12 protein-coding genes are annotated in these 13,626 nt (G+C 46.5%); 4 read left to right on the top strand and 8 right to left on the bottom strand.

Features of this window, described 5'->3' with window-relative positions; genetic code table 11:
- Window positions 1–208: 208 nt before the first annotated feature.
- From QUA38_RS01845 to QUA38_RS01860, 4 genes are all read right to left on the bottom strand, one after another.
- The gene (locus QUA38_RS01845) at window positions 209–1,480 is read right to left on the bottom strand and encodes a bifunctional sterol desaturase/short chain dehydrogenase (protein WP_333158701.1); all 1,272 of its coding nucleotides are present in this window, start codon (window positions 1,478–1,480) and stop codon (window positions 209–211) included.
- A gap of 73 nt (window positions 1,481–1,553) precedes the next feature.
- Window positions 1,554–2,177, bottom strand: coding sequence for a restriction endonuclease subunit R (locus QUA38_RS01850; RefSeq protein ID WP_333158704.1), 624 nt, complete (start codon window positions 2,175–2,177; stop codon window positions 1,554–1,556).
- A gap of 126 nt (window positions 2,178–2,303) precedes the next feature.
- Window positions 2,304–2,564, bottom strand: coding sequence for a hypothetical protein (locus QUA38_RS01855; protein ID WP_333158705.1), 261 nt, complete (start codon window positions 2,562–2,564; stop codon window positions 2,304–2,306).
- Between the two features lie 163 nt (window positions 2,565–2,727).
- The gene (locus tag QUA38_RS01860) at window positions 2,728–2,862 is read right to left on the bottom strand and encodes a polysaccharide deacetylase family protein (protein WP_333158707.1); all 135 of its coding nucleotides are present in this window, start codon (window positions 2,860–2,862) and stop codon (window positions 2,728–2,730) included.
- 59 nt (window positions 2,863–2,921) lie between these two features.
- On the opposite strand from QUA38_RS01860, the gene QUA38_RS01865 reads away from it, so the two are divergent.
- Together QUA38_RS01865 and QUA38_RS01870 are read left to right on the top strand one after the other, a co-directional pair.
- The gene (locus QUA38_RS01865; protein WP_333158709.1) at window positions 2,922–3,128 is read left to right on the top strand and encodes a hypothetical protein; all 207 of its coding nucleotides are present in this window, start codon (window positions 2,922–2,924) and stop codon (window positions 3,126–3,128) included.
- 174 nt (window positions 3,129–3,302) lie between these two features.
- Entirely contained in the window at window positions 3,303–3,974 is a 672-nt protein-coding gene (locus tag QUA38_RS01870) for a Uma2 family endonuclease (RefSeq protein WP_333158711.1), read from the top strand.
- A 71-nt stretch (window positions 3,975–4,045) separates the two neighbouring features.
- On the opposite strand, the gene QUA38_RS01875 is transcribed toward QUA38_RS01870, so the two are convergent.
- The 4 genes from QUA38_RS01875 to QUA38_RS01890 all read right to left on the bottom strand — a co-directional run bounded on the left by QUA38_RS01875 (window position 4,046) and on the right by QUA38_RS01890 (window position 11,079).
- Entirely contained in the window at window positions 4,046–5,689 is a 1,644-nt protein-coding gene (locus tag QUA38_RS01875) for a family 10 glycosylhydrolase (RefSeq protein ID WP_333158713.1), read from the bottom strand.
- A gap of 473 nt (window positions 5,690–6,162) precedes the next feature.
- Window positions 6,163–6,561, bottom strand: a complete 399-nt coding sequence (psb27, locus tag QUA38_RS01880; protein ID WP_190659832.1) for a photosystem II protein Psb27 — start codon at window positions 6,559–6,561, stop codon at window positions 6,163–6,165.
- Window positions 6,562–6,709: 148 nt separating this feature from the next.
- On the bottom strand, window positions 6,710–7,963 hold the full coding sequence (locus tag QUA38_RS01885) for a DNA replication/repair protein RecF (protein ID WP_333158716.1): 1,254 nt from the start codon (window positions 7,961–7,963) through the stop codon (window positions 6,710–6,712).
- A gap of 293 nt (window positions 7,964–8,256) precedes the next feature.
- Entirely contained in the window at window positions 8,257–11,079 is a 2,823-nt protein-coding gene (locus tag QUA38_RS01890; RefSeq protein WP_333158718.1) for a cation-transporting P-type ATPase, read from the bottom strand.
- A gap of 1,370 nt (window positions 11,080–12,449) precedes the next feature.
- Here QUA38_RS01890 and QUA38_RS01895 point away from each other — a divergent pair.
- Complete coding sequence (locus tag QUA38_RS01895; RefSeq protein ID WP_332948147.1) at window positions 12,450–12,968, top strand: phycocyanin subunit beta; 519 nt, start codon at window positions 12,450–12,452, stop codon at window positions 12,966–12,968.
- A 102-nt stretch (window positions 12,969–13,070) separates the two neighbouring features.
- Complete coding sequence (gene cpcA, locus QUA38_RS01900; protein ID WP_015175793.1) at window positions 13,071–13,559, top strand: phycocyanin subunit alpha; 489 nt, start codon at window positions 13,071–13,073, stop codon at window positions 13,557–13,559.
- Window positions 13,560–13,626: the final 67 nt, after the last annotated feature.

The raw sequence follows: 13,626 nt of genomic DNA on the forward strand, positions 1-13,626 counted from the left end.
ATTTGAAATACCTTGGTTATCGCTGGGATCTCAATCAACTGTTGCCAAGCAGGCTGAAACTACTTCTAAAGAAAGCACAGTTGCTAGGAAAGAAGTAATACCAATTCTCAATGTACGTTCACTAGGTGAAGCCCGAATGTACTGCGTAAGTCATGCGTACTTCACCTAGAAGCCTAGAAGCATTAGGTTTATTTAACGGGATTTGATATTACTTAGTTCTTACTTCAAGGTCCGATCGCTCTAATTCTATATCTGCCAAAGAGACTGCTTTCCGGCTGAAGATTTGGAAGTAGAGAGAAACAAAAAACTCTTTGACTGGAAAAACGATAAAAGTCAAAGGATTAATTGTCACGATGATATTGCGGGCATCAGCTTTAGCTTTTTTGACAATTTGCTGTGCTACCCAGTCAGGAGACATGATGCCGATCGGGTTTAAGTTGCTTTTAAACGGTCCTAAAATCAGTTTGCGAACGATGCAGGGTGCGTCTAACCGGCGCAGGGTGACTAAATCTCCTAGGGCGCGCTTGCTGAGTTCGTACAGGGGACTGACAGCGGGAATTACTTCTGCTTCGGAAGTGTTGATCCAGACTTCTTTGCAAGCAATGTTTTCGTTAGTGCGGACAGTTAAGAAAAAGAGTTCCATCAGCCGCCATGCGGAAAAAGTGTTAATTTCGTAGGAGTTTGCGATCGCCTCTCCTGTTCTTTCTCCGTGTACATTAATCCCGTGATTGATGACGAGAATATCGATTTTTTCTAAAAATAAGGCTAAGTCTGCCTCTTGGCCAGCTTGCCAAGTTATGGTTTTTATAGGTAAACTTTCGCCGTCTAAATTCAAAGTAATTTCCTCATTTCCCGAGGTGAGGGCGATCGCTTTTGCACCAGCTTTGTGCAGGTGTTTGAGTAGGGAACGACCTAAAGTTCCCGATGCACCTGTGACGGCTACAGTTTTGCCTTTGAGAGAAAGTGCTGTACCCATAAGTTTATCTATTAAGGTGAAAGTACCGCAATAGTAAGCATTTTGATTGTCGAAGTGATGCCGCCAGTGATAAGGTTTATTAACTAACCACTTGCCAGGGGGAGTCAGAAAGTCTCCCGGTTGGTGGGTGATGTCGGTTAATTCGTCTGCGCCTTTGATGCCACACCCGCGGGCGATCGCGCTCAACAAAAAGCCTAAAGTATAAATACAACCCGCTGCTGCACCCCAATGATATTCCGGCAACCAAAAATAAGCTACAACCCAGAGCAACAAGCCTAAAACCATCATCGCCGCAGCTTCGGGTACGTCATGACGCCAGTGTGCTTGCTTGTAAATTGTCTCGTTGACGGGGGTCAAATTCGGGCGGAAAACGCGGTGATGCCAAGTGTGCAGCTTTTGCAGGGGTGCCCAATAATGGGACACAACGTGATAAAAGTCTCGTATTATTTCTGCCCAGCAGACAGAAGCTATTGCCACAGCGCCGACTATCCAGTAATTTACCATGCTCGCACCAGTTTGAAATTTGAGATATTAGATATTGTCTGCTTTGAAAGATAACTCAAAATGGCTTTTATTGCTAGTCTGACAGTTGACTCAGCCGTTTTAAAATCTGCAAAACCCGGTACAATTCATTGTCGGGATTGGAAATAACAAATTCAGCAGATCGCGCATACTGGGGAGTTTCGCCTCTAACTAACTTGACAAAATTGAAGTTAGCACCTGTAGAAATCATTCCAAAAGTAGGAGTTTCAGGATTGGGATCGGCCAGCATATATGTAAGGAGTTGGGCAAGTGCTTCGTCAGTTGAAAACGAAAGTTGTTTGGATTCTATTACTGTCACCCACAAGTTTGCTTTCATAATTAGGATATCTATTCTGCCTTCGATGATTCTGCCTTCGTCTTTCTCTTGAATGGCGATCGACTTTTCGGCTTTGACTGGAAAAGGAGACTCATACAGACCTGCAATAAACAAAATGGGGCTGATAATTGTTAGCTTGACTGCATTTTCCAATACAAGCGGGGTGTCTACCAAGTTGAAGTATATGTCTTGGACGCGATCGAGCAATTGTTTTTCTGAGTCTGTTACTTCGGGTAAGTTTTCTTGCCATTCTCGGAAAAATTCGCTGTTGCGAACTCGCTGCAAGCCGAAGTTATCAATTAGATAGCGGAGGTTGATGTCTCTTGATAGAAGTTTTTGCATTATTATGATTAATAAATGCTTTTATGGTTATTAATAAGTTTAGCATAATTGGGATTTTTAACCGTAGATGAACGCAAATGAACGCCGATGAAATTCCGAGTAAGTTAATTTGGACCAGATGTCTGTTCATTGGGATTTACGCTCTGCAATTCGCTGTTTTTGTCCAGCTTGCATTTGCAGCAATTGTGGTACGGTAACAAAACGATATCCCTGCTGTTTGAGTTTGGGAATAATTGCAGATAGCGCCTCGACTGTTTGCTGGCGATTTCCGCCGCCGTAGTGCAACAATACGATCGCCCCCGTTGAAGCTTGGGATAGCACGCTACGGGCGATCGCAGCGGCCGGAGGTTGCAGAAAGTCTTTAGGGTCGATCGACCACACCACCACTACATAATTTTTTTTTAGCGTAATTTGCCAAACCGTTATTTAAGCGGCCGCAGGGAGGGTGAAACAAGAAACTTTTTGCCCCAGTCGATCGATAAATATGAACACCAGTATTATCTATTTCATCCGATGCTGTTTTTTCGGTAACATTGTGAGAATAGTGATGTCAAGTATGATTGCCGATCGCATTTCCCGCTTGCACAACTCGCTTCGCAATTTCTGGATACTGCCGCAAATTGGCACCCAAGCAGAAAAATGTACCCACAACTTGATGTTTCTGCAAAACTTCTAATATTTTCAAAGTTTCAGGCGAAGGGCCATCGTCAAATGTCAGGGCGATAACTTTTGAGTTGTTAATACTTGCTTGATAAACAATTTGGCTGCGAAATTGCGTCGGCGGTGCGAATACTAAAGGTTGCTCGGGAGGCTTGGGAGAGGGAGTTGCGGGGGGAGAATGGGGTGTTTTTAGTTTTGGGGGTTTCAGGAGGTTTGGCGGGGGATTTTATCGGGGTGGGATGGGTTGGGCGATTGAATGTGAGTTTGCAGTTTGTCGCGTTTCAGAAATAAGGGAAATTAGGGCGATCGATCCGATTAAAAACAAGATTTTTAGCGCCCCTTGAGTTGCCAATTTGGTACTCATTTGCCACAGCATTTATTTCTGATAATATAACTCTGGCTTACAGCTATGCCGAAAATTAGATAAAATTCAAGATACCGACGCATAACAACAGGAGAAAAGCCATGATTGCTCCCGCAAATCTCAGCCGCATCAGCATCCCTCCTTTGGAAAATGGCGATTTGCTCACCCGTGCCGAATTCGAGCGACGCTATACAGCCATGCCGGGACTCAAAAAAGCAGAATTGATCGAAGGAATTGTTTATATGGCTTCACCCTTACGCTTTGAACCTCACACCGAGCCCCATGCGGATTTAATGGGCTGGCTGTGGAGTTACAAAATTGCTACTCCAGGCGTGCGTCTTGGCGATAACCCCACCGTCCGTCTCGACGTAGATAACGAACCCCAGCCCGATGCTGTACTGCTAATTGATTCCCGACGCGGCGGTGCAACTAGCCTCAGTGATGACGGCTACATCGTAGGCGCGCCGGAATTTGTTGCCGAAATTGCTGTTAGTACCGCTACGATCGATCTGCGGGACAAAAAGCGAGTTTACCGCCGCAGCATGGTGAGAGAATATCTCGTTTGGCAAGTAATCGATCGCCGGATTGATTGGTTTTCTTTGCAGGAAGAAGAATATATTTCTCTGCTACCCGATGCAGAAGGAATTATCCGCAGCCGAGTTTTTCCGGGGTTGTGGCTGGCTGTTTCAGCACTCTTAGACGGGGATATGCCAAGTACGATCGCAACTCTTCAAACGGGATTAAACAGTGCCACGCACCAAGAGTTTGTCTAACAGTTAGCTGCTTTCCCAAATGCAGTTTTGTAGAGACGCTACAAATCGCATCTCTACAACAACGAATCCCCCTACAACCGGCAAGTTTGCCGCGCCCTTTCATCCTCCGGTTCTTGCCACCCAAAAGCAAAATGACTCACCGCATTAATTTGCGGCGTCGCCGAGCGAATTGCCCGCATTTGAATCTCCAAAGACGGCCGATTTCTGAGAGGTTTTCCCCAATCTCCAGCAATGGCAGGAATAATTTTTGCTCCCGCAGGTGCTAAACTCACTGTTCGCTGCACCTGTGGCACAATGCAGCTTACATCGCCGCAATTTCCGTAAGACATGGCGTGGAATTCTACAGCAGCCGGAAATGTGTCCCAAGGCTGCAATCTCGAATCATATCCCCCTTGATTTATCGCTTGATTTGCAGTGGGGAAAAATACTGCTCCTACAGGAATTCCAATCCTTTGAGCTGGTTGAATTGCTATCCCCAAAAAATCTAAAATCCCTTGGACTGCGTGAGCAACGCTGAGTTTCCACAGGTCTTTTTGCAGAATGCCGATATCGGGAAGCGGCGATGTCGGTTTTGATGTTGGAGTTGCAGGGTTTGGCTTGTTAGCGGCGGGAGTTTTTGAGGCCGATCTCGATCCGGCATTCTGCTTTCTAGAAGGTGGAGTTGCTACTGACATCGCCTGTGGAATTCGCCCCTGCCAAAGAGGTTCTCGCTCAGTTGGATACTGTTTGACTACTGCTTGAACGTCATTAGTATTGATAAATCCCTTAGTCAAATACCGCTGAATTAAATCTCGCCCTTGCTGATTGTTAGCCCGCTGCAAAAGAACTTGCTGCGATGCAGGGCCGTAAATCCACAAGTCTTGAACTTTGGTAGCAACTGAAGCGGGTCCGACGCCCCGTAGATAGCGAATGTAGTCGAATAACATTCCTTGCGGCTTGCGCTTGACTATTTGATTTACTAACAAAGTATAGTCTTGCCTGGCTTGCGGGTTGTACGGATCTATAAAGGCTTGATTGCCCGGAACTTCTCCGAAGTCCTCGTTAATTCCTGCGTCTTGAACTACTGTTAAAGTAGTCTGATTTTTACCGTTGATAGCGAGGGTTTGCTGTCTGTCGGAACGCTGAGAATAAGTATAGCCAAAGTTCATGGTAAACAACCAAGCGTATACTTTTAAACCTCGCTGTTTGCCTTTGGCGATCGCCTTTTCTAACAAGTCGTATTTCTCGTAGCCGCGATTTCTCAAAACAGAAGGCCAAGCCGTAGGATTGTCTGCGACTGGTAGCAGCACTTGACCGTCATAAAATGTTTCTATATAGACTTGGTTGTAGCCTTTATTCACAACTTTGTCTAATACTCGATCGATTTCTCCGGGTCTGACATCGCAGGGATACAAACGCAGCCAAACTGCTTGGGTTTCGGGCCAAGTTTTTTGGCGGCATTCTGCTATTTCCCGCGCGTGTTTGTTCAAAACCGCAAAATATGCTTGCTGAGATTCCCGTTTTCCCGAGAGCGCGGCGCGGCGCAAGTCTTCTTTTTGATTGACCTGTTCTTGGGATAATTGGCAGTAGGCTGATGTTTGGGCAAAAGCTGGTTGATTTCCGATAAACGACCAAACAAGCTGGCTGATGAAGCTACTGGTTAAAACAGCAGTTACCGCACTTAAAAAGCGTCGCTGGTGTTGAAAATTCGCGATGCGAGTTGGTGCAATTTTCATGGGAGAATGGAATGGGGTTTTCTGGTTTAAATTGGGTGGCGATCGCATTTTTGCGATCGCGCTCAACAAGCAGCTACAAATTTTCTACTTTTTTCGGTTGACTTAGTTATGGCACAAGTCGATCGCACAATGCAAATTCTATCTGGCGGCTATTTAAATTCAATAAGGGCGATCGGGTAAGATAAGACTCCGCGATTAAACCGCTGCTATGTTATACAAACTTTCCTCTGCCTAAGTTTTGGTGCGTAGGCACGCACCTTCGCTAACTCAAAAATAAAGAGGGTAAAAAGCCCGGATTTGATATCATATCCAGTTCGATTTTTATGTATTTTTTCACTAAATGCTGCATAAAAAAGCGCCTGGATACAGTGGGCGCTAAAAGCAGTTGATATTTCTACTAAAAATTGTTAACACTCAAATATCAAGGATGAAGATGAATTGTTAAAATTTATCCTTGCTCCTAAATTTTGAGATTAAGCTCCTCTGTTAAGAGCAGCTTCAATTTGCTGAAATTCTGACTCAAGACGCTTTTTCAATTTTTCAGGAACCGGACGGTTGGGATAGGAACTGTAATGTCCTGCCAAAGAGTTTAATGCCGTCCGCATTGTCGTGAAAGAGGCCAGCTTGGTAAGAGCGGGATCGCGGCGGTATTCAGCAAAAAAATCGTTGATACTTGTGCGAGCCTTGGCTTGAGCGGCTGCTTTTTCCGGCGTGCCCTCTGGCAAAGTGAGCGCTGTTCTCAAGCTGTTCACTAATGCTAATGTGTCTTGACCATAATCTCCACTCAGAGTGGCCGGAACATTGGTACAGCCCGCTATGCCGATGACAACAACTAATACCAAGGCTAACAGACGGGAAATGTAATGCTTCATAAGGTTTAGAAAAATGGAAGCGAAAGCGGCAATCAAAATTAACCTTTATCCTATCTCGAATTGAGCTAATAATGCCAATTTTTCAAAAATTTTTGCAGTAATACCATGAAACAGAAAATTTGTCAATCTAAAATCTAAAATCTAAAATCTAAAATTGATTGATTTGTCCAGCAACGACGGAGAGAATTTGGGTTTGTCGCAGCCACTGAGCATCAAAAGCGCCTAAGTGAGTTGTAGTAATCAGAGTTTGAAATCGTTCTTGAATTGTTTCTAAAAGTTGATTTTGGCGGCTCAGATCGAGTTCTGCAAGTACGTCGTCGAGCAACAGTAAAGGCGCTTCGCCGACGACTTCTTCAATAAGCTGCAGTTCGGCTAATTTTAATGCTAATACCAGAGTTCGCTGCTGACCTTGGGATGCGTATTGACGAGCTGGGGTATTGTTAATGGTAAATATAATGTCGTCGCGGTGGGGGCCGACTAAAGTGGTTCCTTGAAACTGTTCTGCGATCGCCCTTTTTTGAATTTTCTCTAAAAATGCTTGCCGCACTCCTTCGAGATTATCTTTAGCGATTAATTCCGAACTTACTTCAATATTAGCATCGTATTTTACATCTAAAACTTCTGCTGAACCGCTAATTGAACGGTGCCAATTTCGAGCTAAAGGCATCAAACGCTCCAAAATTCGATCGCGCCTGCGGATGACACGAGCGCCCGCTGTCGCCAACTGTGCGTCCCACAAAGCTAATTCTGAACTGGGAATTGGGAATTGGGAATTGGGAATTGGGAATTGGGCATTGGGAATGGGGCATTCTGCGATATTTCGGTCTTCGGGAGTTTCATATCCGATAAATCGCATCTTGTCAAAACTGTCTGAAAATTCCGCTTTCCTGATTTCTTTAGAACGTTTCAACAGAGCGTTTCGCTGGCGCAAAATTTGGTTGTACTGCTGCAAAATGTGAGCGTAAATCGGTTCTAACTGGATAACTAGGCGATCGATCCAATTGCGCCTTCCTTCGGGCCCGCCGCGCACTAAGTCCAAATCCAAACAAGAAAATTGAACTACATTTAAGACGCTCAAAAAGTCTAAATGGCGGCGCAGCGGTTCACCGTTGAGCTTCAGTGTCCGACGCGCCTGAGAGCGAAGAGTTAAAGCTAAGTCGATGGCTCCGGTTTGACGTTCTAGTGTAGCATCAATTTGCCCGATCGGCTTTGAGTCGAGTATTAAATCGCGATCGCGCCCTACCCGGTGGCTTTTTAATGTAGAAAGCAACTCTACTGCTTCTAACAAGTTAGATTTTCCTTGAGCGTTATTTCCTACTAAAATGGTTTTGGGAGCGTCAAACGCTACCTTTTGATCGAAGTAGTTCCGAAACTGCCGTAGGTGCAGCGTTTTCAAATACATAATATTAGTAAGTGGTAATTGGTAATTGGTAATACACTCATCGTAGAACGCACCTTACGGGTTGGTAACCGCGAGCCTTGGCTCTGGCGGTTTTCGCCCAGCGTTACGCTCGCAATGACATTATAACGAAGTAATAAATGTTTAATCGTGAGACAATCTATTTAATCTTCATAGGGATAAATTTCGCTGTGAGCCAGGGGCTGAAACCCCTGGCGGACATTCTTGAAAATAGTACCCAATCGAGCGTTATAGCTAATAATGAAACATCGCTCAGCCTTCGTCAGCCGTTAACACTATTTTCTAGATTTGTAAAAGCGCAAGAACAGTTTTTCCATTTCGATCCAGACAAACATTAGAGCGCTGAAACCGAAGCAAACTAGCAACTCAAACCCCGTTAAATAATGAGTGCCAAAAAATGCTCTCAGTGGCGGAACATAAATCAGCATCAATTGCAGAATAGTAGTCACAATTACAGCCCCCCACACAAAAACATTAGTGAAGGGATTTAACTCGATAGTTAGCTGAGTGTTAGACCGAATTGCGATCGCGTGACCCATTTGTGCCAAACAAAGAGTTGTAAACACCATTGTTTTCCAAGCCTCGGGATCCCCAACATGGTTAGGGTTGGTGGTATATCCGTAAGCCCAGGACATCATCGCGATCGTCAAAATTGCAAAAATAATCCCGATCCGAATCATGTAAGAACCCAAACCCCGCGCAAAAATACTTTCTCGCGGACTGAAAGGAGGTCTTTTCATCACGTTCGGTTCCCCCGGTTCTACAGCCAAGGCCAAAGCGGGAACCCCGTCTGTTACTAAGTTCATCCACAAAATTTGCAGCGGCGTCAGCGGCACTCCTCCCAAACCCATTAAAGGTGCGGCCGCAATTGTCAAAACTTCGCCGATGTTGCTGCCCAAAATGTATTTAATAAAGCGGCGAATATTGCTATAAACCACTCGCCCTTCTTCAGCGGCGGCGACAATAGTTGCGAAGTTGTCGTCGAGGAGCACCATATCGCTAGCTTCTTTGCTGACATCGGTGCCGGTAATCCCCATGGCGATGCCGATATCGGCTTGTTTCAAGGCGGGGGCGTCGTTAACGCCGTCGCCGGTCATCGCGACAAATTTGCCCCAACTTTGCAAAGCTTGGACAATGCGCAATTTGTGTTCGGGGGAGACGCGGGCGTAAACGCTAACCTGTTCGACTTGCTGTTTGAGTTCTTCTTGGCTGAGCTTTTCTAATTCTTGACCGGTGAGAACTCGATCGCCTTCTGTTGCAATACCTAAATCGTAGGCGATGGCTTTGGCTGTCAACTGGTGGTCTCCTGTAATCATCACCACCCGAATGCCTGCATCGCGGCACTTCACCACAGCTTCCCGCACTTCCGGGCGCGGGGCGTCCAGCATACTGACGAGTCCCAGCCAAATCATGTCTTGTTCGCTGGTTTCCTCAGAACCTTCGGGCGGTATGTTTTCCCAGAGTTTGTACGCAAACCCGAGCACTCGCAAACCGCCGCTTGCCATGTTGTTGTTTTCCACGAGGATGCGATCGCGCATTTCCTGGGTTAAAGGTTGTACTCGATCGCCGACTATAATCCCTTTGCAGCGCTCCAAAGTCAACTCTGGAGAACCTTTGGTCAGCATCAAATAATTCGACTGCTGTCCTGCTTCTGCGGGAAATCCCGAATTTCCCGATCGACCCGGCACTTCGCAAATCACACTCATCCGTTTGCGTTCGGAAGAAAAAGGAAATTCCGCCGTCCGCGGCAGCAATTGAGACTGTTTTTCCTTATAAATGCCTGCTTTTCCCGCTACGCACAGCAGAGCTCCTTCTGTGGGGTCGCCTAAAATCTGCCATTCTTGCTGTTCTTGTTGCAATACTGCGTCGTTGCAAACTGCACAGGCAATTAATAAAGATTCGAGTTCTGGATATTCCTCTAAATTATTAATTTTGGTCGCTGTCAGGCGATCGGTAAAATCTCCGATCGGGGCATAGCCGTCGCCTGCCACGGCGACTGTGCAGTCGCCGGTAGACACTAGCTGAACTACCATTTTATTTTGAGTCAGAGTACCTGTTTTGTCAGAACAAATGGTAGTTACCGAGCCCAAAGTTTCTACTGCAGGCAGTTTGCGAATCAGGGCGTTTCGCTTCACCATCCGCCTAGTTCCGAGTGCCAGAGTAACTGTCACGACTGCTGCGAGTCCTTCGGGGACCACAGCCACAGCCATGCTCAGAGAAACTTCTAACAAATCTTCCCACCTGCTGGTATCGAACCCGAGGCTGCCGTTTTGGAAGGTAATCATGCCACCGATGACGACAATTGCGACTAAGGTTAGGGCACCGGAGACTAGAACCTTTCCCAACTGATCCATCCGCTGTTGCAGGGGAGTCGGTTCGTTTTCTACTGACTGAAGCATGGTGGCAATTTTGCCCAGTTCAGTTTGCATTGCGGTGTTGGTGACGATCGCCTTTGCTCGTCCCTGAACAACTTCTGTGCCCTGAAAAATCAGGTTTAGTCGATCGCCCAAGGAAGCATCTTCTGGAAGTTCTAGCTCTGCTTGCTTGGTGACTGCTAGAGCTTCTCCTGTCAAAGCAGATTCTCTGACTTGCAGATTTGATGTTTCGATCAAGCGTGCGTCTGCTGCTATTTTTACCCCAGCCTCCAACAGCATCACGTCTCCGGGTACAAGTTCCTTGGCTGCTATTTCCGAAGTTTTGCCGTCCCGCACGACTCGGACTAGGGGGGAAGCGAGGTTTTTGAGTGCTGCGAGGGCTTTTTCGGCACTTTGCTCTTGGAAATAGCCGAGAATGCCGTTGAGTATGACGATCGCAAAAATGGCGATCGCATCTTTGGGAAAAGTATTCGACCTGATGTCCAAAAAAGCCGAAATCACGGCCACACCCATCAGCATCAACAACATGATGTTGGTGAACTGATCGACAAAAATCGACCACGGACTGCGGCCTCCTGTTTCTTCGAGTTCGTTGGGGCCGTATTGCTGCAAGCGTTCTGACACCTGTTGGCTGCTCAAGCCAGCGTCTTTGTTGCTGCTTAGCTGCTGGAGAGTTTGGTCAATTGCTACGGTGTGCCAAGAAGAGGGAGAATTTGAAGACATAAATTACGATCGATCGTGGGGCATAAAGGTGGTTGCGGCCGGACAGCTACAGCCGATCCATCTGGCTGATTACAGTAAGAGAGTTTTAAGTTTTGAGTACTGAATAAAAAACTGTTTAACTTGGGACTGGTTTTGGGCGGTTCGATGCCGGGGAAGCAAAAAGCTTTTAACTTCAATGCGTCTGGCTGCTCGATCGCGCCGTTTGTATGCCTACGGCTGATAGCACCTATCCACCTTACTACTAAAAATTAGCAATTCCTTCGGCTTTTACACAGAAAAGAAGCTGAAAGCAAGAGTGACTTTAGTCCGGGGATGCAAGCGTGCGCTGCAGGTCAAAACCTACCTTAAAACAAACCTAATAAAAGGCGAATATCCTAACTCATCTATTTCGCTGAGTTTTAATGTTAAAAGAAAAATGGCCCTGCCTCGACAGGTCTCGATCGCCTATGTTGGTTTTCTCACCATCAACAATGCTCAGCTTGCCACACCCTTCCGTGCGACTAGCCTGTGGGAAGCAGAACATAGAACAGATAGATGAAGACAGTTTTTTTGCAACCACTGCGGGGACAAACAGTATATAGCTGGCTCTGGGGTCAAGTTCAATGACTCCCCAGAGCCAGCATCCCCGCGTTATGAAAGACCGGGGCCGGTCTTTCAACTTCCAAAAGCTGAGTTTTGTCGCTAAATGCTGATATTTCCGGCAAAAGCTGAGGCTGTGGCGATCGGGATCACAATCTTTTAGATTTTGCCCACACTCAATTCTGCTGCCATCCTGACATGGGGCAGAATTTTTGCTTTTTTCCCTATTCCCCCAGCCTTTTTTTACCAAAACTTTAATTTACTTAATACTTCTTAACAATTTGGCTTTTCCAGAGAAAGCCAACAAAAGCGATCGGCCCCTGAGATGGTTCGGGGCGGTTGAACCGCAACTGCAGGGGCGAAAAAAGCAAACTCTTCTTTTCTTTGTACGACCCCGCATCTACCGCAGGAAGGAGATTAGCCCGAACTTGCCCACCCAGACATTTACCTTCTTAGAGAGATAACTTTCTGTAATAATTTGTAATAAACAAAGACGGGCGAGCGTTGTATAAAGATTATCAGAGGGTTGAAACGACAGGCCAAAGTTAACAAAAACACTGATTGACAAGGTTTGTCGCATCTCATAAAAGATGTAAAAAATTCTAAGGTTTCTTAAACGTCCGTTACGATGTAACAATAGTGCAGGTAGCGGAAAGGGAAAACTCGATCGGACCAGCAGATTAGCTGGCATCAAATTTCAACCCTTGCAGGCACTCGTAGCCTGAACAAATTTAACTTAACGGTTTTATACCGCAACCAAACTCAATTAACTCAAGTAGGAGAGTTCTTTCATGTTTGACGCATTTACAAAAGTGGTTTCCCAATCTGACGCTCGGGGCGAATTTCTAGCTCAGGGTCAACTCGATGCTCTCAGCAGCATGGTTTCCGACGCCAACAAGCGGATTGACGCAGTAAACCGCATCACCGGCAACGCATCCAGCATCGTAGCCAATGCAGCTCGCACCTTGTTCGCTGAACAGCCACAACTGATCGCTCCTGGTGGCAATGCATACACCAACCGCCGCATGGCAGCTTGCTTGCGCGATATGGAAATCATCTTGCGCTACGTCACCTATGCAACATTTGCAGGCGACGCCAGCGTTTTGGACGACCGCTGCTTGAACGGTCTGCGTGAAACATACCAAGCTTTGGGAGTTCCCGGTGGCTCAGTTGCAGCCGGCGTGCAAAAAATGAAGGAAGCAGCAATTGCGATCGCTAACGACCCCAACGGTGTTACCCGTGGTGATTGCAGCTCGCTAATGTCTGAAATCGGCAGCTACTTCGACCGCGCAGCTAGTGCAGTCGGCTAAAAATAGCCAAGCGAACCTTTCTTGTAAAGAAGCGAGCATCGCATTTTTGCAAACAATCATTTTTGTACAAAAACAACACAACATTAGGGAGAAACCAGAACAATGAAAACCCCTTTGACTGAAGCAGTAACAGCAGCCGATTCTCAAGGTCGTTTCCTGAGCAGCACTGAACTACAAGTTGCCTTCGGCCGTTTCCGCCAAGCAGCAGCAGGTTTGGAAGCAGCCAAGGCTTTGACCGCCAACTCTCAGCGCTTGATCGACGGTGCAGCTCAAGCTGTGTACAACAAATTTCCGTACACCCAACAAATGCAAGGCCCGAACTACGCTTCTACCCCAACAGGTAAAGCTAAGTGCGCTCGCGACATCGGCTACTACCTCCGCATGGTAACCTACTGCTTAGTTGCAGGCGGCACCGGTCCCATGGACGAGTACCTGATTGCAGGTGTTGACGAAATCAACCGGACATTTGAATTGTCTCCTAGCTGGTACGTTGAAGCCCTCAAGTACATCAAAGGCAACCACGGTCTCAGTGGCGACGCTGCAACTGAAGCGAATTCCTACATCGACTACGCAATCAACGCTCTGAGCTAGATTTGCGTGATGCCCGGGATTGTAAGCTGCTGTTAGCTTAAGTGTTAGCGGTTGTTTACAATTCCGG

It is taken from the genome of Microcoleus sp. Pol12B4 (assembly GCF_036701385.1).
In the GTDB taxonomy this organism is placed as follows: Bacteria; Cyanobacteriota; Cyanobacteriia; order Cyanobacteriales; family Microcoleaceae; genus Microcoleus.